At 57.4% G+C, this 22,581-nt stretch carries 22 protein-coding genes; 17 read left to right on the forward strand and 5 right to left on the reverse strand.

Annotated elements, in window-relative coordinates; genetic code table 11:
* Positions 1 to 107: 107 nt before the first annotated feature.
* Positions 108 to 461: an arsenate reductase (glutaredoxin) gene (arsC, locus tag J122_RS12885; RefSeq protein WP_061332658.1), complete on the reverse strand. Its 354-nt coding sequence runs from the start codon at positions 459 to 461 to the stop codon at positions 108 to 110.
* Positions 462 to 530: 69 nt separating this feature from the next.
* On the opposite strand from arsC, the gene J122_RS12890 reads away from it, so the two are divergent.
* The 17 genes from J122_RS12890 (at position 531) to J122_RS12970 (ending at position 19,373) form a co-directional block, all read left to right on the forward strand.
* Positions 531 to 1,022: a TlpA family protein disulfide reductase gene (locus J122_RS12890; RefSeq protein ID WP_227510201.1), complete on the forward strand. Its 492-nt coding sequence runs from the start codon at positions 531 to 533 to the stop codon at positions 1,020 to 1,022.
* 2 nt (positions 1,023 to 1,024) lie between these two features.
* On the forward strand, positions 1,025 to 4,507 hold the full coding sequence (gene dnaE / locus J122_RS12895; RefSeq protein WP_061332659.1) for a DNA polymerase III subunit alpha: 3,483 nt from the start codon (positions 1,025 to 1,027) through the stop codon (positions 4,505 to 4,507).
* Positions 4,508 to 4,609: 102 nt separating this feature from the next.
* Positions 4,610 to 5,563 (forward strand): acetyl-CoA carboxylase carboxyl transferase subunit alpha, encoded by a 954-nt coding sequence (gene accA / locus J122_RS12900; RefSeq protein WP_061332660.1) that lies wholly within the window; start codon positions 4,610 to 4,612, stop codon positions 5,561 to 5,563.
* On the forward strand, positions 5,547 to 6,884 hold the full coding sequence (gene tilS / locus J122_RS12905; protein ID WP_061332661.1) for a tRNA lysidine(34) synthetase TilS: 1,338 nt from the start codon (positions 5,547 to 5,549) through the stop codon (positions 6,882 to 6,884). The genes accA and tilS overlap by 17 nt, the downstream gene beginning before the upstream one ends.
* An 88-nt stretch (positions 6,885 to 6,972) precedes the next feature.
* A complete protein-coding gene (locus J122_RS12910; RefSeq protein WP_061332662.1) occupies positions 6,973 to 8,601 on the forward strand; it encodes a CTP synthase in 1,629 nt (542 codons plus the stop codon).
* 2 nt (positions 8,602 to 8,603) lie between these two features.
* On the forward strand, positions 8,604 to 9,449 hold the full coding sequence (gene kdsA / locus J122_RS12915) for a 3-deoxy-8-phosphooctulonate synthase (RefSeq protein ID WP_061332663.1): 846 nt from the start codon (positions 8,604 to 8,606) through the stop codon (positions 9,447 to 9,449).
* A 203-nt stretch (positions 9,450 to 9,652) separates the two neighbouring features.
* Positions 9,653 to 10,948 carry a phosphopyruvate hydratase gene (eno, locus tag J122_RS12920; RefSeq protein WP_022990066.1) on the forward strand — a complete coding sequence of 432 codons (1,296 nt, stop codon included), beginning with the start codon at positions 9,653 to 9,655 and terminating at the stop codon, positions 10,946 to 10,948.
* Positions 10,949 to 11,147: 199 nt separating this feature from the next.
* Positions 11,148 to 11,420: a septum formation initiator family protein gene (locus tag J122_RS12925; RefSeq protein WP_022990067.1), complete on the forward strand. Its 273-nt coding sequence runs from the start codon at positions 11,148 to 11,150 to the stop codon at positions 11,418 to 11,420.
* Between the two features lie 227 nt (positions 11,421 to 11,647).
* Positions 11,648 to 12,346, forward strand: coding sequence for a 2-C-methyl-D-erythritol 4-phosphate cytidylyltransferase (gene ispD, locus J122_RS12930; protein ID WP_061332664.1), 699 nt, complete (start codon positions 11,648 to 11,650; stop codon positions 12,344 to 12,346).
* A gap of 45 nt (positions 12,347 to 12,391) precedes the next feature.
* The gene (gene ispF, locus J122_RS12935; RefSeq protein ID WP_061332665.1) at positions 12,392 to 12,871 is read left to right on the forward strand and encodes a 2-C-methyl-D-erythritol 2,4-cyclodiphosphate synthase; all 480 of its coding nucleotides are present in this window, start codon (positions 12,392 to 12,394) and stop codon (positions 12,869 to 12,871) included.
* The gene (gene truD, locus J122_RS12940; protein ID WP_061332666.1) at positions 12,868 to 13,932 is read left to right on the forward strand and encodes a tRNA pseudouridine(13) synthase TruD; all 1,065 of its coding nucleotides are present in this window, start codon (positions 12,868 to 12,870) and stop codon (positions 13,930 to 13,932) included. The genes ispF and truD overlap by 4 nt, the downstream gene beginning before the upstream one ends.
* Positions 13,933 to 13,943: 11 nt before the next feature.
* Complete coding sequence (surE, locus tag J122_RS12945; RefSeq protein WP_061332667.1) at positions 13,944 to 14,714, forward strand: 5'/3'-nucleotidase SurE; 771 nt, start codon at positions 13,944 to 13,946, stop codon at positions 14,712 to 14,714.
* Complete coding sequence (locus tag J122_RS12950; protein ID WP_061332668.1) at positions 14,711 to 15,367, forward strand: protein-L-isoaspartate(D-aspartate) O-methyltransferase; 657 nt, start codon at positions 14,711 to 14,713, stop codon at positions 15,365 to 15,367. Before surE ends, J122_RS12950 begins: the two co-directional genes overlap by 4 nt.
* Positions 15,367 to 16,344: a DUF368 domain-containing protein gene (locus J122_RS12955; RefSeq protein ID WP_061332669.1), complete on the forward strand. Its 978-nt coding sequence runs from the start codon at positions 15,367 to 15,369 to the stop codon at positions 16,342 to 16,344. Before J122_RS12950 ends, J122_RS12955 begins: the two co-directional genes overlap by 1 nt.
* A gap of 312 nt (positions 16,345 to 16,656) precedes the next feature.
* A complete protein-coding gene (locus J122_RS12960; protein ID WP_082780594.1) occupies positions 16,657 to 17,409 on the forward strand; it encodes a peptidoglycan DD-metalloendopeptidase family protein in 753 nt (250 codons plus the stop codon).
* A 194-nt stretch (positions 17,410 to 17,603) separates the two neighbouring features.
* A complete protein-coding gene (gene rpoS / locus J122_RS12965) occupies positions 17,604 to 18,602 on the forward strand; it encodes an RNA polymerase sigma factor RpoS (protein ID WP_061332670.1) in 999 nt (332 codons plus the stop codon).
* Positions 18,603 to 18,797: 195 nt separating this feature from the next.
* The gene (locus J122_RS12970) at positions 18,798 to 19,373 is read left to right on the forward strand and encodes a chalcone isomerase family protein (RefSeq protein WP_058090333.1); all 576 of its coding nucleotides are present in this window, start codon (positions 18,798 to 18,800) and stop codon (positions 19,371 to 19,373) included.
* Positions 19,374 to 19,428: 55 nt separating this feature from the next.
* On the opposite strand, the gene nth is transcribed toward J122_RS12970, so the two are convergent.
* Genes nth through rsxD form a run of 4 tightly spaced genes read right to left on the reverse strand, consistent with a single transcriptional unit; the run spans position 19,429 to position 22,564 of the window.
* On the reverse strand, positions 19,429 to 20,067 hold the full coding sequence (nth, locus tag J122_RS12975; RefSeq protein WP_061332671.1) for an endonuclease III: 639 nt from the start codon (positions 20,065 to 20,067) through the stop codon (positions 19,429 to 19,431).
* 20 nt (positions 20,068 to 20,087) lie between these two features.
* A complete protein-coding gene (locus J122_RS12980; RefSeq protein ID WP_061332672.1) occupies positions 20,088 to 20,804 on the reverse strand; it encodes an electron transport complex subunit E in 717 nt (238 codons plus the stop codon).
* 2 nt (positions 20,805 to 20,806) lie between these two features.
* Positions 20,807 to 21,508 carry an electron transport complex subunit RsxG gene (rsxG, locus tag J122_RS12985; RefSeq protein ID WP_061332673.1) on the reverse strand — a complete coding sequence of 234 codons (702 nt, stop codon included), beginning with the start codon at positions 21,506 to 21,508 and terminating at the stop codon, positions 20,807 to 20,809.
* A gap of 3 nt (positions 21,509 to 21,511) precedes the next feature.
* Entirely contained in the window at positions 21,512 to 22,564 is a 1,053-nt protein-coding gene (gene rsxD, locus J122_RS12990; protein ID WP_061332674.1) for an electron transport complex subunit RsxD, read from the reverse strand.
* Between the last annotated feature and the right edge of the window lie 17 nt (positions 22,565 to 22,581).

Here is a 22,581-nt window from a genome sequence, read left to right on the forward strand (position 1 = left end):
GCCGCGGCCAATCTGGTTGGCCATCTCAGCGGTCTGGCCGTTCCGGCTATAGTAAAGCACAAGAACGTACGGTGTAGCGTTGCTCATGTCTGCTCCAAGGGGGTAGCTCAAAGAATATCCAGTACCTTCTCTGGCGGACGCCCGAGGGCTGCCTTTCCATTGGCCAGAACGATAGGGCGTTCGATCAGTTTCGGGGTATTTACCATGGCCTTGACCAGCTCTTCCCGGGTCAGTTCCGGGGCGTTCAGGCCAAGTTCTATGTACTCGGATTCCTTGGTACGCATCAGCTGGCGGGGTTCACAACCCAGAAGATCAAGAATGCGTAACAGTTCCTGCTCTGTCGGTGGTGTCTCGAGGTAGCGTATAATCTCCGGCTCGACACCCTTTTGCTGAAGCAGCTCAAGGGTCTGGCGTGATTTTGAACACCGTGGGTTATGGAAAATGCGGGTTGGTTCTGTCATGGTCATGCCCGGTTAACAGTGATGAGTACGGTCTTTAATGAGGGCCGTAGTCTAACAGGAGGATTTACCTTGCAGTACCCTCGGTACCCGTCCGTTCCCCGTCCCAAGGTTTCTGAATGGCCCAGGCACTTGCTGCTGATTCCAGCCGTTATTATGGTGCTGGCCCTGGCGGGTTGCGAGAGAACGGAGTTGCAACGTGCCGATGGTGTGGCGGTGGACTGGGACAGTTACCGTGGCCAGTGGGTGCTGGTTAACTACTGGGCCGAATGGTGCAAGCCCTGCCTGGAGGAGATTCCTGAATTGAATCACCTCGACAAGTCACCGGGAATTTCGGTGCTGGGCGTCAATTTTGACGGTGTTGAAGGCGCGGCACTTGTGGACCTGGGCCAGAAAATGGGTATCGAATTTACCATGCTTGGCCAGGATCCGGGCCCCGATTTTGGCTGGAAAACGCCGATGGCATTGCCCGCCACCTTTGTGGTGGACCCGGCGGGCAAACTGATAGAAACACGCTTTGGTCCCCAAACCGAAGAAGATCTGATGCAACTGATCGGTAGCTGACCATGGCACAGACGTTCGTACATCTTCGCGTACACTCTGAATACTCTATGGTGGATGGCCTGGTACGGGTCAAACCACTGATCAGCCGTGTGGCCGAGTTGGGCATGCCGGCGGTGGGTCTCACCGAACAATCCAATATGTGCTCTCTGGTGCGCTTCTACAAGGCGGCTATGGGTGCTGGTGTGAAGCCGATTATCGGTGCCGATCTCTGGCTGGAAAACCCGGACGAGCCGGAAAACCCATTCCGGCTCACCTTGCTGGCGCGGGATGAGAAAGGCTATCTGCACCTTACCGAAATCATTTCCCTTGGCTACACCGAGGGTCAGCGCTATGGCAAGCCGATTATCCGGAAGGCCTGGCTGGAAGCCCGCGCGGCGGGACTGATTGCGCTTTCCGGCGCAAAAATGGGCGATGTGGGCAAGGCCCTGCTGGCGGGCAAGCCGGAACTCGCCCGGGAACGGGCCCAGTACTGGAAGAATCTGTATCCGGGCAGCTACTACCTGGAACTGCAGCGTACCGAGCGGGCAGGTGATGAGGATTGTCTGCACCTGAGCGTTGAGTTGGCGGCCGAATTGGGTCTGCCAGTGGTGGCAACCAACGATGTGCACTTCCTGACGGCGGACGATTTCGAAGCCCACGAGGCCCGGGTCTGTATCGGTGAGAGCCGCACACTGGATGATCCTCGTCGGGACCGGCGCTTCAGCGACCAGCAGTATCTTCGCAGCGCCGAAGAGATGATCGAACTGTTTTCGGACATCCCCGAGGCTGTTGAAAACACGGTCGAGATTGCCCGCCGCTGTTCGGTCAAGGTCCGGATGGGCGAATACTTCCTGCCGAACTACCCGATTCCCGATGGCATGACCATGGACGAGTACTTCCGGCATGTGTCCGAAGAAGGTCTGGAGATGCGCCTGGAAACCATCCTGAGCAAGGATGATCCGGAGTATGACCAGAAGCGGGAAGAATATTACAAGCGACTGAAGTTCGAGCTGGACATCATTATTCAGATGGGCTTCCCCGGCTACTTCCTGATCGTTATGGACTTTATCAAATGGGCCAAGAACAACGGCGTACCGGTAGGGCCCGGCCGGGGTTCCGGTGCCGGTTCCCTGGTGGCCTACGCGCTGCTGATTACGGATCTTGACCCACTGGAGTACGACCTGCTGTTCGAGCGGTTCCTGAACCCGGAACGGGTTTCCATGCCGGACTTTGACGTCGATTTCTGCATGGAAGGCCGGGACCGGGTGATCGAATACACCGCTGAGAAATACGGCCGGGAAGCGGTTTCCCAGATCATTACCTTCGGTACCATGGCCGCCAAGGCGGTGGTGCGGGATGTGGCACGGGTACAGGGCAAGTCCTACGGCCTGGCCGACAAACTGTCCAAGCTGATTCCGTTTGAAGTGGGCATGACGCTCAACAAGGCTATCGAGCAGGAGCCCCAGCTCAAGGAGTTTCTGGAGCAGGACGAAGAAGCCCAGGAAATCTGGGAGATGGCCCTCAAACTCGAGGGCGTTTGCCGTAACGCCGGCAAGCATGCCGGTGGCGTGGTGATTGCGCCCACCAAGATTACCGATTTCTCGCCCCTGTACTGTGACGACGAAGGCGGCAGCCTGGTCACACAGTTTGACAAAGGCGATGTGGAAGACGCGGGCCTGGTGAAGTTCGACTTCCTGGGTCTTCGGACCCTGACCATCATCAAGTGGGCCTTGCACATGATTAACCCGCGCCGACAGGCGCAGGGTCAATCAGAACTGGACATTGCCACCATCCCGCTGGAAGACAAGCGCTCCTTCGAGTTGCTCAAAAAGGCGGAAACCACCGCCGTTTTCCAGCTGGAATCCCGCGGCATGAAAGATCTGATCCGGCGCCTGCAGCCGGATTCCCTGGAAGATATGATCGCCCTGGTGGCCCTGTTTCGTCCGGGGCCGTTGCAGTCGGGCATGGTAGACGACTTTATCGACCGTAAGCATGGCCGCCAGCCGTTGTCTTACCCACACCCGGATTATCAGTATGAAGGCCTGAAGCCGGTATTGGAGCCCACCTATGGGGTTATCCTCTACCAGGAGCAGGTCATGCAGATTGCCCAGGTGATGGCGGGCTACACCCTCGGTAACGCCGACATGCTGCGCCGGGCCATGGGTAAGAAAAAGCCGGAAGAGATGGCCAAGCAGAAGGCATTCTTCCTGGAGGGTTGTGCCAATAATGGCATCGATGAAACCCTGGCGGAAAACATCTTCGATCTGGTGGAAAAGTTCGCCGGCTACGGTTTCAACAAATCCCACTCCGCCGCCTATGCTCTGGTGTCGTATCAGACCTTGTGGCTCAAGGCCCACTACCCGGCCGAATTCATGGCTGCGGTACTCACCGCCGATATGCAGAACACCGATAAGGTGGTCACGCTGGTGGAAGAGTGCCGGAACATGAAGCTGGACCTGCTGGTGCCAGACGTCAGTCGTTCCGCTTACACCTTTACCGTCAATGACGACGGGCAGATTGTTTATGGTCTTGGCGCCATCAAAGGGTTGGGTGAGGGCCCGATTGATAGCATTGTGGAGGCCGCCAAAGACGGCCCGTTCCAGGATATTTTCGATTTCTGCCGCCGGGTTGACCTGAAGAAGGTCAACAAGCGTGCCATGGAGGCGCTGATCCGGGCCGGGGCCATGGATAAACTGGGTGCCGGGCGCGCGCAGCTGATGGCCAGTATCGACAAGGCTGTGCAGCAGGCAGACCAGCAATCCCGAAACGATGCCGCCGGCATGATGGATATGTTTGGCGAAATGCTGGAGAGCAGCGGTGAGGGTGAAGACCCCTACGCCGATGTGGCCCATGTGCGGGAGTGGCCTGAAAAAGAACGCCTGAAGGGCGAGAAGGATACCCTTGGTATCTATCTCACGGGCCATCCGTTTGATGAATACGAGCGGGAAGTCCGGCGTTTTGTCCGTAACTCCATCGCGGATCTGAAGCCCAACAAGTCACCCCAGCGGGTGGCTGGCCTGGTGGTTGCCCAGCGCACCATGAAAACCCGCACGGGTTCCACTATGTGCTTTATTACACTGGATGACCGCAGTGCTCGTATTGAGGCGACCCTTTTCTCCGAGGCGTTTTTCGAGAACCGGGAACTGTTGCAGTCAGATCAGGTGATCGTTGTCGAAGGGCAGGTTAGCCACGATGATTACTCCGGGCAAATGAAAATGCGCGTCAGTTCAGTGATGGACGTCGCCACGGCCCGACAGCAGTTCAGTCGGGGCATTCGGCTGGCGCTGCGCGCAGATCAACTGCAAAACGGGCTGCTGGACAAACTGGACGATACCCTGCGCCCGTTCCGCAACGAAGGCAGCCCGGTGTGGATTGAATACAGCAGTGCCGAGGCCAGAACCCGCATTGAGCTGGGTGAGTCCTGGCGAGTACAGCCGGATGACAACCTGTTGTTCGAGCTCAGACACCTGGTAGGCGAGAAGTCCGTGGAACTGGTCTATGATTAATACCAATGTCCGCTTTAGCTGTGCCGGTTGCACTGCTATCTTTGTCCCAAATTCTGGTTTTGGTGGGGTGAAACCTGCCTGGCAATCAAATGATGGAACATCATGAACCCTAATTACCTTGATTTCGAACAGCCGATCGCCGACCTGGAAGCCAAGATTGAAGAGCTTCGCATGGTGGGCAACGACACCGACATCAATATCACCGATGAAATCAGTCGGTTGAAGAAGAAGAGTGTCAGTCTGACAGAAAGCATATTTTCTGATTTGCAGTCCTGGGATGTTGCCCGTTTGGCCCGGCACCCGCGCCGGCCCTACACCCAGGATTACATTGATCTGATTTTCGAAGATTTCGACGAGCTGCACGGCGATCGCCGCTACGCCGACGATTTATCCATTGTTGGTGGTACAGCCCGGCTGGACAACAAGCCAGTAATGGTAATCGGCCATCAGAAAGGCCGCGAAGTGCGTGACAAGGTCAAGCGCAACTTCGGCATGCCTCGCCCGGAAGGTTACCGCAAGGCCCTGCGCCTGATGGAAATGGCCGAGCGTTTCAAGATGCCAATCCTCACCTTCATTGACACGCCGGGTGCCTACCCTGGTATCGGCGCCGAAGAGCGTGGCCAGAGTGAGGCCATTGCCTTCAACCTGGCGGTCATGTCCCGGTTGAAAACGCCGATTATCTCTACAGTGATCGGTGAGGGCGGTTCCGGTGGTGCCCTGGCCATTGGTGTGTGTGATCAGCTGAATATGCTGCAGTACTCCACCTATGCCGTTATTTCGCCGGAAGGCTGCGCTTCCATTCTCTGGAAAAGCGCCGAGTATGCAGCCCAGGCTGCCGAGGCCATGGGTGTCACCGCCCAGCGCCTGAAAGAACTGGGTGTTGCCGACAATGTGATTGAAGAGCCCCTGGGCGGTGCTCACCGTAATCCGGAGAAAATGGCGGAAACCCTGAAGGCCCGGTTGGCCAAGGGTGTCGCGGAACTGAGCCGGTTACCTCTGGACGAATTGGTTTCCCGCCGGTACGAGCGCCTTACCAAATATGAAAGCGGGCGGTAACACCGCCCGGGAATCTGGCTGGCCCGAGGATCTTCTCGGACCGGTCAGCTCACTCCCTGACAGCTCCCGCATCCTGGTCGCCCTCAGTGGTGGCCTGGATTCCAGCTTGTTGTTGTATGTGGCGGCAGCCTGTCACCGCAATGTCTGTGCTCTGCACATTAATCACCAACTCCAGCCCAATCACTCGCAGACTGAGCAGTTCTGCCGGTCGCTCTGTGAGCGGTTGGCGGTTCCCCTCCTTGTTGAGCGTGTGGACGTTTCAGTGGGCGAGTCTGGCTCCGGTGGTCTTGAGGAGGCGGCCAGGATGGCCCGATATGACGTGTTTCGGCGGGTACTGGGGGCTGGCGACCTGTTGTTGATGGCCCACCACGCAGACGATCAGGTCGAAACGGTGCTGTTTCGTTTGCTCCGGGGAACCGGTGTAACGGGTCTGGCGGGCATGCCTGAAAGCCGCCGTCTTGGCCAGGGAGCCCTGTTTCGACCCTGGCTGGCGGTAAGCCGTGACCGGCTGGAGCAGGTTGCCCGGGATGTCGGTCTCTCCTGGGTGGAAGATCCCAGCAATACCAGCCTGGCATTTGATCGCAATTACCTGCGCCACGCTGTGCTGCCGGGGCTCAAGGAGCGCTGGCCGGGCCTGCTGAAACGGGTGGAGCACAGTGCCAGGGCCTGCGCCGAAAGCGACATTCTCAATCATCGGTTGGCGGAATTGCAGTGGCAGATGTGTTCTGATTCAGGTCAGCTCCGACTGGCGTCGATTCAGGCCCTGAGCCCGTTGGAGCAGAGAAATCTGGTTCGATGGTGGATTCACCGGCAGGGTTTGAAAATGCCTGCCCTGGCAGATTGGGATCAGTCGCTGGCGGAGTTGGTTCAGGCCGGCGAAGACCGGACGCCGGAGATTCGTGGTGATGGTTTCAGTTTGCGGCGATATCGGGGCTACCTGTACCTGGTGCCAAACGTGGAAGTGCCGGCGCACTCCGCTGGCCTTGATCCCGGCCGCCCAATGCAATGGGGCCCCTGGACACTACGGCTCACGCCAACAGCCACTACACCGGAAGCAGCGCCCCCGCCAATACGGGTATCTACGAGGCAGGGCGGCGAAAGGCTTCGCTTTGAGGAGGGCGGACACTCTCGATCGTTGAAAACCTGGTTGCAGGAACAAGGAGTGCCGCCCTGGGAGAGGGCTTTACTGCCGCTGGTTTACCACGAAACACCCGGTGCCAGTGAGCTGATTGCCATTGGCGATTTGTGGTGTTCTGAACAATACTCGGGAGGCGCCCCTGCCACCGGTTGGCGGCTGATTGTGGAGAGGGATTGTGATTGAGTACAGGGGGGCTTTCTGGTAGTCTGGCGACCCATCTTGAGATGAACAATCTCCCTCCTTCACCGAACCAGATAATCACGGAATCTGCATGACGCGTTATATTTTCGTCACCGGCGGTGTCGTGTCCTCATTAGGCAAAGGTATTGCGTCTGCCTCACTGGCAGCCATCCTCGAGGCACGCGGCCTGAAGGTCACTATTCTCAAGCTGGACCCGTACATCAACGTGGACCCCGGCACCATGAGCCCGTTCCAGCACGGTGAGGTTTTTGTCACCGAAGACGGCGCGGAAACCGACCTCGACCTGGGCCACTACGAGCGCTTTATTCGTACCCCCATGAGCAAGCGCAATAACTTCACCACCGGCCGGGTGTACGAAGAAGTTATCCGTAAAGAGCGTCGCGGTGATTATCTTGGCGGTACCGTGCAGGTGATCCCGCACATTACCGACGAAATCAAACGCCGTGTGGTGGAAGGCGCAGCCGGCTCCGATGTGGCCCTGATTGAAGTGGGCGGCACGGTCGGGGATATCGAATCCCTGCCGTTCCTGGAGGCCTGTCGTCAGCTGAAGGTGGAAGTAGGTTCGCAGCGCGCGCTGTTCATGCACCTCACTTTGGTACCTTACATCGCGACCGCCGGCGAGATCAAAACCAAGCCGACCCAGCATTCCGTAAAAGAAATGCGCTCCATCGGCCTGCAGCCGGATATCCTGCTGTGCCGCTCCGAGCACGAAGTGGACGCCAGCTCCCGTCGCAAGATTGCCTTGTTCACCAACGTGGAAGAGCGGGCGGTTATCCCGATGCAGGACGCCAAGTCCATCTATGCCATTCCGCGCATGCTGCACGAATACGGCCTGGACCAGCTGGTCATCGACCGCTTCGGCCTGGATGCCCGTGAAGCAGATCTGGGCGAGTGGGATGCCGTTGTGGAATCGTTGATGAATCCGCAGCAGGAAGTCACCATTGCCATGGTCGGCAAGTACATGGAGCTGCTGGATGCGTACAAGTCGCTGATTGAATCCCTGCTGCACGCCGGCATCAAGACCCGCACCAAGGTCAATATCAACTACATTGACTCCGAAGACATCGAGCGTGATGGCACCCGTGTGCTGGAATCCGCCGATGCCATCCTGGTGCCGGGCGGTTTTGGCGAACGGGGCGTGGAAGGCAAGATCCGCACCGTTCAGTACGCCCGTGAAAACAAGGTTCCGTATCTGGGCATCTGCCTGGGTATGCAAGTGGCGGTTATCGAATACGCCCGCAACGTGGCCGGCCTGAAAGACGCCCACAGTACCGAATTCCGCGAGCACACCCCGGAGCCGGTGGTTGGGCTGATCACCGAATGGCTGGATGCCAGTGGTGCTACCGAAGCGCGTACCGAAGCCTCTGACCTTGGTGGTACCATGCGCCTGGGCGCCCAGGACTGCATTCTGACAGACGGCTCCACGATCGCTGCCTGCTATGGCAAGAAAACCATCCGCGAGCGCCATCGCCACCGCTATGAAGTCAACAACCACTTCCTGCCCAGCCTTGAGGAAGCCGGCCTGAAAATCTCTGGTCGTTCCGCAGATGGCAAACTGGTTGAAGTCGTTGAGGCGCCGGAACATCCGTGGTTCGTGGCATGCCAGTTCCACCCGGAATTCACCTCAACACCGCGCGACGGCCACCCGCTGTTCAAGGGCTTTGTTGAGGCGGCACTGGCCAACCGGAAAGGATCCTGAGCATGGCGCAGAGAAAGGTAAACGTCTCGGGCATTGAGGTTGCCAACGACAACCCGTTCGTATTGTTCGGTGGTATGAACGTACTTGAGTCCCGGGAACTTGCCTTTGAGGTTGCTGAAAAGTACGTGGATGTTTGCGGTCGCCTCGGCATCCCGTACGTTTTCAAAGCTTCCTTCGACAAGGCCAACCGCTCGTCCATCAACTCCTTCCGGGGCCCCGGCCTTGAGAAGGGGTTGCAGATCCTGGCGGACATCAAAAGCAAGTTCGGCGTGCCGATCATCTCTGATGTGCACGAGCCGGAGCAGGCTGCGCCTGCAGCTGAAGTCTGCGACATCATCCAGTTACCGGCATTCCTGAGCCGCCAGACCGATCTGGTGGTGGCCATGGCTAAAACTGGCGCGGTCATCAACATCAAGAAAGCCCAGTTCCTGGCGCCCCAGGAAATGAAGCACATCATCACCAAGTGTGAAGAAGCCGGCAACGACAAGGTTATCCTGTGCGAGCGCGGCAGCAGCTTCGGTTATAACAACCTCGTGGTGGACATGCTGGGCTTTGGCATCATGAAATCGATGAATGTGCCGGTGATGTTCGATGTGACCCATTCGTTGCAAATGCCCGGTGGACGAGCAGACTCAGCTGGTGGCCGGCGTGCGCAGGTTACCGACCTGGCGCTGGCGGGTATGTCTCAAGGCCTGGCAGGCTTGTTCCTGGAGGCCCATCCGGACCCGGACAAGGCCATGTGCGACGGCCCGTGCGCTTTGCGCCTGAGCCAGCTGGAGCCGTTCCTGCAGCGGGTGAAAGCTGTAGACGACCTGGTAAAAAGTTTTAAACCTATCGACACCGCCTGATTGGCGGTGTTCGTTTTTGTTTGCTTGGGGGGAACCGAGCGGGCGGGGATGGCTTTATGAAACACGCTCCTTGCGGCACGTCCATGTGACGCTTGGGCTCCGCCATCCATGGCTCCGCACAGTTTCATAAAGCCATTCCCGCCCGCTCTCGATCAAACTAATTTATAACCTTTAAGATATTGAACAAACGGAGATTCACTGGAATGACCAAGATTGCCAACATCAAAGCCCGTGAGGTTCTGGATTCCCGCGGCAACCCTACCGTTGAAGCCGATGTTATTCTGGAAGACGGCACCATCGGCACCGCTTGTGCGCCTTCTGGTGCATCCACCGGTTCCCGCGAGGCGTTGGAGCTGCGTGATGGTGATGCTTCTCGTTATCTGGGTAAGGGCGTCCTGAAAGCGGTTGATGCGGTAAACAGCAAGATTCGTGATGCATTGGTCGGTAAAGATTCTGCGGATCAGCGTGGTCTGGACCAGATTATGCTGGATCTGGACGGCACCGAGAACAAGGCCAACCTGGGCGCCAACGCCATTCTGGCAGTCTCCCTTGCAGCGGCCAAGGCGGCTGCTGTTTCTCTGAAGAAGCCGCTGTATGCGCACATTGCTGATATCAACGGCACTCCCGGCGAATTCTCCATGCCGGTACCGATGATGAACATCCTGAACGGTGGTGAGCACGCGGATAACAACGTGGACATCCAGGAGTTCATGGTTCAGCCGGTTGCTGTGAAGAGCTTTGCAGAGGCTCTGCGTGTCGGCGCCGAGATCTTCCACAGCTTGAAGAAAGTGTTGAAGTCTCAGGGCCTGAACACAGCGGTGGGCGACGAGGGTGGTTTTGCGCCGAACCTGCCGTCCAATGAAGCGGCCCTGGCTGCGATCAAGCAAGCTGTTGAAGACGCTGGCTATGAACTGGGCAAAGACGTAACCCTGGCGCTGGATTGTGCCTCTTCCGAGTTCTACAAAGACGGTCAGTATCAGCTGTCTGGCGAAGGCAAGAGCTTTGATTCTGAAGGCTTCGCCGATTACCTGGCAGGCCTGTGTGAGCGTTATCCGATTGTGTCCATCGAGGATGGCATGGACGAAAGCGATTGGGATGGCTGGAAGATCCTGACTGACAAGCTGGGCAGCAAGGTGCAGCTGGTTGGTGATGATCTGTTTGTCACCAACACCAAGATCCTGAAGCAGGGCATCGAGAAGGGCGTTGGTAACTCCATCCTGATCAAGTTCAACCAGATCGGTAGCCTGTCTGAAACTCTGGATGCCATCAAGATGGCTCAGGACGCCGGCTACACGGCGGTGATTTCTCACCGTTCCGGTGAAACGGAAGACACCACCATTGCTGACCTGGCGGTTGCGACCTGCGCCGGCCAGATCAAGACCGGTTCTCTGTGCCGCTCAGACCGGGTTGCCAAGTACAACCAGCTGCTGCGTATTGAAGAGGCGCTGGAAGGTAAGGCACCTTACCGTGGCCTGAGCGAGATCAAGGGTCAGGGTTAAGACCCGCGACATTTTTGAGTCTGCCAGCGCGCGCTGGTAAGTAACAAAATGTTAAGGCCATCGCGTTCCGGATGAAAATTCGGACACGATGGCCTTTTTGTACAGTGACTTACAAGAATTTGTTGCTAATCTACTATAAGGTCTATACTTGACCTTCGACTCTTTCGATAAATCTGGTTATTTTCTGAGCTGATTTGGCATGAAAACGCTTTGGGCCATTCTGGTAGTGCTGATTCTCCTGCTGCAGGTTCGCCTGTGGGTCGGGGAGGGTAGCTTTGCGCAGGTTTGGTCGTTGGAGAAGGCGATTGCTGAGCAGCGGGCGGAGAATGCCGGGTTGGCGGGGCGTAATGACCGGCTTTATGCGGAGGTGCGGAATCTTCGTAACGAGCAGGGGGCGGTGGAAGAGCGTGCCCGCATGAATCTCGGGCTAATTCGCGAAGACGAGACATTCTTTCTGGTCGTCGAGAATTAGTTCTGGAGTTAGAAGCGCCGGGGGTGTCCTTTCCGGGAAACGCTACGAGCACCCGCAAGCGGGTCCGGCCAGCAATCGCAGATTGCTGTCGTTCGGCTGCGCATGAAGCTATGCTTCATTAACGCTTGCCTCACCCATGTGCGCTTCTCTCAGGCCATCCATGGCCTTCGAAATTCCCGGAGAGACACTCCCCGGCGCTCTCCTGACACAGTGCGGGCCTTCCGATTATGAAACCTCAACTTTGGCTTGTTGTTCCTGCCGCCGGCATCGGCCAGCGCATGAAAGCTGAATGTCCCAAGCAGTACCTCAAGATCAATAACCGTTTTATCCTCGATATCACGCTCTCCCGTTTACTGGATAACGCGCCGTTCAAGGGCTGTATGGTGCCGTTGAGTCCGGCGGATCACTGGTGGCCGGATAGTGAATCCTCCAGAGACGATCGTATCCAGACCTGTACTGGTGGCAAGGAGCGGACGGATTCGGTGCTTTCGGCGTTGCATGCGCTGGCGGAGCAGGCGGGTGATTCCGATTGGGTGCTGGTGCATGATGCGGCTCGGCCGTGTTTGCATGCCGATGATCTTTCCAACCTGATCGATACGCTGTCTGGCCACCCTGTTGGCGGGCTTTTGGCGGCGCCGGTGGCGGATACTTTGAAGCTGGCGGATGACGGCGTTCCGCCAGAGGTGGCGCAGACGGTGGATCGGAGTCGGTTGTGGCGGGCGTTGACGCCGCAGATGTTTCGGTTTGGTGCGCTCAGGGCCGCTCTTGAATCCTGTCTGGAAAGTGGTCACGGGGTTACCGATGAGTCCTCTGCGATGGAGTTTTCCGGTAAGATGCCTGTTCTGGTGGAAGGGCGGCCGGATAATCTGAAGGTTACGGTGCCGTCGGACCTTGCGCTGGCCGAGTTTATTCTGGGTCGGCTGTAGGGTTTTCCCGCCTCTTGTTTATTTCTGTTTTTCTCGGAGACGATGATGCGCATTGGTCAGGGCTTTGATGTCCATGCCTTTGGTGAGGGCAGTTCTGTCATTCTGGGTGGTGTTGAGATTCCCCATAGTCATGGCTTGAAAGCCCATTCGGATGGCGATGTGCTGTTGCATGCACTGGCGGATGCCCTGCTCGGTGCGGTGGCGCTGGGTGACATCGGGCATTTTTTTCCGGACACCAGCGACGAGTGGGCGGGGGCCGATAGCCGGGATCTGTTGCGTCGGGTGATGCAGCGGGTATTGGAGGAAGGCTTTGCTGTGGTGAATGTGGATACCACGATTATTGCCCAGGCGCCGAAGATGGCACCTCATGTGGAGGCGATGCGTCTCAATATTGCTGAGGATCTGGGGGTGCCGGTGAATCGGGTGAGTGTGAAAGCCACCACCACGGAGAAGCTTGGCTTTACCGGGCGCGGTGAGGGCATTGCCTGCCAGGCAGTGTGTTTGCTCGAACCGGTGGCCATGTGAGTCAGGATAACGGTGGGCCCCGCTGGCGGCTTGAGTGGCCCACGTCTTCGGGCAAGCGCCCGGGCAAGGCGCAATTAAAGTCGGTTCCTGAGGATTTCCGGGTTACGGAGAGACTCTGGCCAGATTCTGAATTGCCAGGTTCCGTGCATGGAGGGGCCGGTGAGCACTTGTGCGTGCGTCTTGAGAAGTCTGGCGACAATACCGAGTATGTTGCCCGGGAGTTGGCGGCCTTGGCGGGTTGCAAGGCGTTTGAGGTGGGCTTTTGTGGTTTGAAGGATCGCCATGCGGTTACCAAGCAATGGTTCAGTCTCTACTGCCCGGGCCGGGAATCCGAGGATGCTGCGCTGCTGCAAGCCATTGGTGCCCGGTGGCCAGTGTTGGCGAGTGGCCGCCATGCACGCAAGCTTCGCCGGGGCGAGCATCTGGGCAATGAATTTGATCTGGTGTTAAGGCAAGTCAGTGGCAATAGAGTGGACATTGAGCAGGCGCTGACGTTGCTTGGCGAGCGGGGAGCCCCAAATTATTTCGGGCCGCAGCGGTTTGGCATTGGCGGCGGCAATCTGGAACGGGCAGTGAATCTTGACCCTTCCCGATTGAACCGGAAGAAAGGCGGCCGTCGCGGCGGTGGCGGAAGCGGTTCGAAAAACGTATTGTACTTTTCGGCGGCACGTTCCTGGTTGTTTAACGAAGTCCTGGCTGCTCGGGTTGAAGCGGGCAACTGGTTCAACGGTGTGCCCGGAGAGCCCTCTGAAGACGGCCAGCCTACCGGGCCACTGTGGGGCGATGGTGGCACTCTGGCAACTGGAGAATTGGCGGAGCTTGAGCGGGCAGTGGTGTCAGAGCACCCGGAGTTTGAGCGGCTGTTTCTCAGCACCCGCATGAAACCGGAGCGTCGGGCCCTGGTAACCCGGCCTGAGCAAATGAACTGGCAGTGGCAGGATGACAATGCCCTGCGGATACAGTTTTTCCTGCCACCGGGGCAGTATGCCACCACGGTGCTGGGAGATATTTTTGAGCTGCAGGACATGAGCCTCAGCCGTGATAATAAGCAAGAAAGCTAGCGGAGAACACTGTGCGTATTTTGTTGTCCAATGATGATGGCGTGCATTCGCCGGGTCTTGTGGCCCTGTTTGAAGGCCTTGGGGGCCTTGGTGTGTTGGAGGTGGTTGCGCCGGACCGTGACCACAGCGGAGCCAGTAATGCCTTGACGTTAAGCCGCCCGCTGACGGTGGAAGAGCACCCCAACGGGTTTCACTCGGTTGATGGTACGCCCACCGATTGCGTGCATCTGGCGGTGAACGGCCTGTTCGATCAGCCTTTTGATCGAGTCGTGTCCGGTATCAACACCCACGCCAACCTGGGCGACGACATTATCTATTCCGGAACGGTAGCTGCGGCCACTGAAGGTCGTCACCTTGGGCTACCGGCTATTGCCGTATCACTGGTTAACGATGGCCATTTCCATTATGACACCGCCGCACGGGTGGTTCGTTTGCTGCTGGAGGACAAGCGGGCCCTGGCGTTGGGGCCTCGTTCAATCCTCAATGTGAACGTTCCTGATCTGCCTTGGCACGAACTCTCCGGTATCCAGGTCACTCGCCTGGGCCATCGGGAGAGGGCAGAAGGGGCGGTTCCGATGACTTGTCCCCGAGGCAAGCAGCGCTACTGGATCGGTGCCGCAGGCCGCGGCGGCGATGCCGGGCCTGGCACGGATTTTCATGCGGTACGTGAGGGTTATGTTTCCATTACCCCTGTCCACGTTGATATGACCCGTTACGAAGCACTGCCGGGGCTGCGGGACTGGGTAGATGGTTTGGAAGGTGCCAGGGGGGCGACATCGTGATCGCTCAACTTGAAGGGATCGGTATGACGTCCAGGCGCACCCGCCTGCGACTGGTGCAGCGGTTACGGGAAGCTGGCATTGAATCAGACCGGGTACTGGAGGTGATTGGTCAGGTACCCCGGCACATCTTCCTGGACGAAGCCCTTGCCCACCGCGCCTACGAGGATACCTCACTACCCATCGGCTATGGCCAGACCCTCTCCCAGCCCTACATTGTTGCCCGCATGACGGAGCTGCTGCTGGCGCATCAGCCGGCCCGGGTGCTGGAGCTGGGCACCGGTTCCGGGTATCAGACCACGGTGTTATCGCAGTTGTTCGATGACATCTACAGCGTTGAACGCATACGCCCGTTGCAGGAGCGAGCCCGGGACCGTCTGCGGCAGCTCAATATTCGCAATGTCATGCTCAAGCATGCGGATGGTGGTATGGGCTGGCCCGAGCGGGGGCCTTTTGATGGCATTATCGTGACCGCTGCGCCGGTAGACGTGCCACAGGAATTGCTCGATCAGCTAGCCGACGGTGGTGTACTGATCGCCCCGGTTGGCGAGCACCAGCAGGTTCTGGTGGAGATCATTCGTCGTGGGGAACGTTTTGAGCGGCGCGAACTGGAGCCTGTTCATTTTGTACCCTTGCTGGGTGGGGTTGTTCGCTGATGCAGCCTAAGCCCGATAGCGAAACAAACCGCGCACATCACCCGGCCGCGGTATTCCTGCGGGGTATGGCCATGGGCGCTGCGGATATCGTGCCGGGGGTGTCTGGCGGCACCATTGCGTTCATAACGGGCATCTATTTCCGCCTGCTGGAAGCCATCAGCGCCACACCGGTGGCCTTTGTCCGGAAACTGCTCAAAGGGGATGTGGCCGGCTTCTGGCGCTCGGTGGATGGTACCTTCCTGGTGTGCCTTCTGGCCGGTGTGTTAACCAGTATTGTCAGCCTGGCCTCGCTGATTACCTGGCTCCTGGAGAGCCATCCGGTGTTGATCTGGAGCTTCTTTTTCGGCTTGATTGTTGCGTCTGTCTGGCATGTGGGGCAACAGATTCGACGGGCAACGCCGGCAATGTTGGTTCCTTTGGCCTGCGGTATTGTGTTTGCCTGGTGGGTAACCACGTTGCCAGCCAGTGAGCTGGCACCAACGGGCATTGCCTTCCTGGGTGCGGGGGCACTGGCTATCTGTGCGATGATCCTGCCGGGTATCTCCGGCAGCTTTCTGTTGTTGATCATCGGTATGTATGCACCGGTCCTGGCGGCAATAAAATCCGTGGAACTGATCCATCTGGGGTTGTTTGCCACGGGCTGCCTGATCGGCCTGCTGTCGGTGGCCAGGGTAATCACCCTGGCGTTCCGGCATTTTCACGACACCGTATTAGCGCTATTGACGGGCTTTATGGTGGGGGCGCTGAGCAAGGTGTGGCCGTGGCAGAAAACCCTGAGTTGGCGTACCAATAGCGCTGGTGAGCAGGTGGCCGTGAGCCAGGCTCCGGTAGGCCCGGAAACCTGGGCCAGCCTGTATGGCCAGGACCCGCAGATAATGCTGGCCATCGCCATGGCCATTGCGGGTTTAGTCGTTGTGCTTGCGTTGGAATGGTTTGGGCGGATATCGGCCCGACGGCACCAGAATGTCGGGCCTTGACCGATAAAAGTGTTACCTGACGCACAAAATGTCGTTCCGGACGGTAACAAACCTGTGCGCAGAGTAACTTGGAATTGATTACAAAATGTGCAATATATTAGTAGGTTAGTCCTGAAACATGAGAAATTGCATCGAAAGTGATCAGTTTCTTAGATAGATTTATCATAATCAGGCGTTTGTTATTACGTGATTCTCTTTAGCCGGCACATTCAAGCTGTTCTTCCTATCAGGCTGCCGCCTGCTACGGAAGCGTTCTGCCGGCGGCGCACCGGCCTGCCCGTTGTGGTATCTGCTGTCCTGTTGCTGTTGGCAATGCTTGGCTTATCCGGCTGCAACACCAACGCGATCTATGGCGACGACCTTTACAACCCCCCTGTGTATTGGGGTAGTCATGTTGTGAAACCCGGGGAAACCCTGTACGGCATTGCCTGGCGTTATGGTCGCGACTATCGGGAGCTGGGTGATGCCAATGGCCTGGCGCCACCCTGGAACATCAAAGCCGGGCAGGTGCTCCGGCTCGACAGGAAGGGCACCATTCGCCAGACCGCGCAGGCATCTCCTCCGCCCAGACAATCCGCGCCTGCTCCCAGGCCCAGCACCAGCACGAGGGCACCAGCGCCCACAGCCTCCAAACCGGCTGCCAGAGCACCGGCCCCGGCGCCTCAGACGCGCACGGGTGGCCAGGTGGCTTCTGACATCCGCTGGAACTGGCCGCACTCTGGCACCGTTATTGCAAACTTTTCAGAGTCAGGAAAAGTCAATAAAGGTATTGATATTGCCGGGAATCCCGGTGATGCTGTGAAGGCGGCGGCGAATGGAAGTGTGGTGTATGCCGGTAACGGGTTGCTGGGTTACGGGAACCTGATTATCGTTAATCATAACGAGCACTACCTGAGCGCATACGCACACAACCGCAAGATTTTGGTGCAAGAAGGGGAGGATGTAAAAGCCGGACAGGTAATCGCGGAACTGGGAAGTTCTGGCACCGACAAACCGATGTTGCATTTCGAGATTCGCAAGAACGGCAACCCGGTTGACCCTGCCAGATACCTGCCACGACGTTGATTGATCAGAAAACTGGATATTTCTGAACAGATTACCGGTAAGGCCTGACTGAAAACCGCAAAGTAAAAAAAACAAGAACGGCAACTGTGATTGCCAGCCAACAAGCTAATGTCCTGAAGAAAACCAAACCGGAATAGGCCCGCAATAACAAGAAGTATCGGGCGTAACAGGATTATTGAGAGGCGGGGTAAACCATGTCAGCAGAGCAAGAAGACATCATTATTGATCGTGTTGCAGATCTGGATGAAGCAGACGATCATCTGTTAGCGGAAGATAAGCCTGAAAAACCATCGGCAGACGACTCGGTGGCAGAAGCGGAAGACGATTTTCCCACCCAGGGAAAGTATTTCACCAGTCAGAAACAGCTCGATGCTACGCAGCTGTACCTCAATGAAATCGGTTTCTCACCACTACTCACGCCTGAGGAAGAAGTCTACTTCGCGCGGCTCGCCCGTAAAGGCGAAGAGTCCGGTCGCAAGCGCATGATCGAAAGCAACCTGAGACTGGTTGTGAAAATCGCCCGGCGCTATGTGAATCGTGGGCTGACCCTGCTCGACCTGATTGAAGAGGGTAACCTGGGCCTGATCCGTGCCGTTGAGAAATTTGACCCGGAGCGGGGCTTCCGGTTTTCAACCTACGCCACTTGGTGGATTCGCCAGACCATCGAGCGGGCGATCATGAACCAGACCCGCACCATCCGCCTGCCCATCCACGTGGTCAAGGAGCTGAACCTTTATCTTCGGGCAGCCCGGGAGTTGACCCAGAAGCTGGACCACGAGCCCACCGCCGAGGAAATCGCACGCATGGTGGACAAGCCGGTGGCGGATGTGAAGCGCATGCTCGGCCTGAATGAGCGCGTGGCGTCCATGGACACGCCGATTGGTGCCGGCAGCGACAAATCGCTGTTGGACACCGTCGCCGATGAGGGCGCTCTGGACCCGGCGGATCTGCTTCAGGACAACAACATGTGTTCCTGCCTGGAAAAGTGGATTGACCAGCTGAGCGACAAACAGCAGGAAGTGCTTTCCCGCCGTTTTGGGTTGCGCGGTTACCCCATCAGTACCCTGGAAGAGGTGGGCCAGGAAATCGGGTTGACCCGTGAACGAGTGCGCCAGATCCAGGTTGAGGCGTTACGGCGTCTCAGGGAAATTCTGGAAAAAGAAGGTTTGTCTGGTAGCTTGCTGTTTAAATAGCCCCGGAGCCAGGGATAAGGAAAAGCCAGCCATGGCAACATGGCTGGCTTTTTTGTTAAATGTGGCAGCAATTGAGAACCAGGTGGCGATAGGCCTCTAATTTTCATTGTTAGAATGTCGTCTCCCGGCGGGAATAGGGTGTCGAATCCGGGGACGAATGAAACATTCAATAATAATGATCGAAAGGAAAGGACTATGAAGAAGACGCTTATCACAGGTTTCGCATCTCTGCTGCTGACAGGCGCTTTGGCTGCACCGGCTTATGCCCTGAATGTTGGCGGTGTCGATGTGCCGGACACCTATTCTGCCATGGGGCAGGAGTTGCAGCTTAATGGCGCAGGAACTCGCTCCAAGTGGTTTATGAATCTGTACGTTGGTGGCCTTTATGTACCGGAGAAAGTGGCCGATGCTGAAGCGGTTATTGATGCCGATGAGCCCCAGGCCATTACCCTGCATATCACCTCTGGCATGATCACCAGCGAGCGCATGACGGAAGCCACTATGGAGGGATTCCAGGCGTCCACCGGTGGTGACCTGTCTGGTATTCAGGCTGAGGTAGACCAGTTCATGGCGGTATTCCAGGAAGAGATCAAAGAAGGCGATGTCTTCGATCTGGTCTATGTGCCGGAGCAGGGCGTTCAGGTGCTTAAAAACGGTGAACAGCGCGACACCGTGGGCGACCTGGAGTTCAAGAAAGCCTTGTTTGGTATCTGGCTGTCTGACAAGCCGGCTCAGAAAGACCTGAAAGAGAAGATGCTGGGCAAACGCTGAAGCAATCTGTTTGCCTGCAAAAAAGCCGGCATTTGCCGGCTTTTTTAATGTTGGATTACTGGTAGTCCCGTTTCTGCTTGAATTCGCAAAGATCTTCAATCAGACAGGCCCCACACTTGGGCTTGCGGGCGGTACAGGTGTATCGGCCATGCAGAATCAGCCAATGGTGGGCATCCATCAGAAACTCTCTAGGCACCAGCCTCATCAGTCGTTTCTCAACTTCGACCACATTTTTGCCCGGCGCAATACCGGTGCGGTTTGAAACCCGGAAAATATGGGTATCAACCGCCATTGCAGGCTGTCGGAATGCTGTATTCAAAACCACGTTGGCGGTTTTACGACCAACGCCGGGCAGGGCTTCCAGGGCCTCACGATTGTCCGGTACCTGACTGTTGTGCTGCTCCATCAGAATCTTGCAGGTTTTGATGACATTCTCGGCTTTACTGTTAAACAGACCGATGGTTTTGATGTATTCCTTCAGGCCGTCCACGCCCAGTGCGTAGATGGTCTCGGGTGTGTTGGCGACGGGATACAGTTTATCGGTGGCCTTGTTCACCCCTACGTCCGTTGCCTGAGCAGACAGAATCACGGCAATCAGCAGCTCAAACGGCGTACTGTAGTTCAGCTCTGTCGTGGGATTGGGGTTTTCGTCCCGTAGCCGGGTGAAAATCTCAATTCGCTTCTGTTTGTTCATCGTGGCTCAAAATTCATTGTTCAGGAAATGGTGCCGGTTACCCGTACCCGTTTACTGCCTGCGCTGGTGCTCGCGGGCTCTGCCGCCTTCCGGCGCTCTTTGATCTGGTGATCAATGCCGTTCTTGAGTGCAATCAGCAAGCCGAGACCAACGAAAGCCCCCGGCGGCAGTACCATAAACAGCATATCCGGATAGTGTTCAAAGGGCCGGATCACCCAATCACTCGCCATGGGGCCCAGCAAAAGATGCATGTCGGCGAACAGGGTGCCCTGGCCAACGAGTTCCCGCATTCCACCCAGTACCACCAGCACCGCCAGAAAGCCGAGGCCCATCATCGCGCCGTCCAGCAGGGCCGGTAGTGGCGGGTTCTTGGATGCAAAGGCATCGGCACGGCCGAGAATGGCGCAGTTGGTCACGATCAGCGGAATGAAAATGCCAAGAATCTGGTAAAGCTCGTAGGTGAAGGCCTGCATCAGCAATTCGGCACAGGTTACAAACGATGCAATGATCATCACAAACGCCGGAAGGCGGACGGATTCGTTGACGAAGTTACGGATGATGGAGACCGACAGGTTGGAGCCAATCAGAACCATCAGCGTGGCGATACCGAGGCCAATGGCATTCACCACGGTGCTGGTTACGGCCAGCAGCGGGCATAAGCCGAGCACCTGAACCAGGGCCGGGTTATTGGTCCACAGGCCGTCTCTGATGATTTCAGCGGATGATTTAGTGGCCATGATCAGGAATGCTCCGCAGGAGTGGATTCACCGGCAATGGCTTCCGGAGTCAGGGTTCGGTTTCTGGGCGCGGGTGGTTCGTTCAGCCGCTCCCGGATAATATCCCGGTTCTGGTGGAAGTAGACCAGCGAATGCTGTACGGCTTTGACCACCGCCCGGGGCGTGATGGTGGCACCGGTAAACTGGTCAAACACACCACCGTTCTTTTTTACGTTCCACTGCTCGGCGGGCGGACTGCCCAGCGAGCGACCATCAAAACTGTACACCCAGTCGGATTTCCGGGTTTCAATACGGTCTCCGAGCCCCGGGGTTTCCCGGTGGTTAGTGACCCGCACACCCAGTATGCGGCCGTCCAGATCAATGCCTACCAGCAATCGGATTTCGCCGGAATAACCATCCGGAGCAACGGCTGGCAGGATCATGCCAATTGGCTGGCCATTGCGCCGGGCCACCCAGGCTTTGACCGGTTCACTGCCCGGTTGGCGAGCATTGGCGGGCAGAGTGATGACATCGCGCAGCATATCGTTGTCGTGCTGGTGTTCGGGGATAATCTCAAACAGGGCGCGCGCTTCGGCCCGCTCGGCCTGTTCCTGAATGCGGTCTTTGGTGATGCCCTGGGTCAGGGCAATGGTGCCACCCGTGATGACGGCAAACAGCCCAAGGCCGATGGCACTGCGACGGATAGAGGTCGTAATGGCATTCATCGCTTAACCTCCACTTTTGCTGGGCACGCCACGCTTGGCCTTGTGATGACCATAGGTTCTGGGCGGGGTGTAGTGGTCGATAAACGGCACCGCGAAATTCATCAGCAGCACACTGAAGGCTATTGCATCGGGGTAATTGCCCCAGGTTCGAATCAGATAAACCAGCACGCCAATGCCGGCGCCATAGATCAGCTTGCCCTGGTGACTGGTGGCGGCGGAGACCGGGTCGGTGGCGATAAAGAAAGCACCCAGCATGGTGCCGCCGGCCAGTAAGTGAAGCTGCAATGGTGCGTACAGGTCGGCATTGCTACCGAATGCCAGACTCATCACAACGATGGCGGCCAGGAAAGCGACGGGTATATGCCAGGTGATGATTCGGAGCCAGATCAGTAACAAGCCGCCAGCCAGAAAGGCCAGGTTGACCCATTCCCAGCCACGGGCAACCAGGTCGCCAAAGGTTGGGTGCTGCAGCACTTCGGCGGCGGTGTGGGTGGCGATCTTGTGTTTGTATTCGTCCAGTGGCGTCGCCATGGTCCAGGCATCGATGGTGGTCTGGCTGGCGGAGAAGATAGTGGCCAGGGTTTCACCAAAACCCGGTGCGCCGCCCCATAAGGTTGCCGCCTGGGACCAATTGGTGGTCATTGCCACCGGGAAGGAAATGAGTGCCAGGGCATAGCCCACCATGGCCGGATTGAATGGGTTCGAACCCAGCCCGCCGTAGAGCTGTTTAGCCACGACGATGGCGGAAATTACCGCGATGGCGGAAACCCACCAGGGCGCAAACTGTGGCAGCGACAAGCCGAGCAGCAGTCCGGTTACCGCGGCGGTATTGTCTTTAAGGAAAAACGAAATGGGCTTGCCGCGCAGCTTCAGGATCGCCGCTTCCGACGCCAGGGCCAGGGCGATACACCAGACCACATTGATCAGGTTACCCCAGCCGAAAAACAGGGTCTGGGCAATCAGGCCGGGTATGGCTGCCAGAATAACCCAGAGCATAACCCGGGATGTCGGCCGGGCATTTCGGGCATGGGGTGATGACTGTTGAACTAATGCCATAAACGATAAGCCTGCAG

This window comes from Marinobacter excellens LAMA 842 (genome assembly GCF_001574445.1).
Taxonomy (GTDB): Bacteria; Pseudomonadota; Gammaproteobacteria; order Pseudomonadales; family Oleiphilaceae; genus Marinobacter; species Marinobacter shengliensis.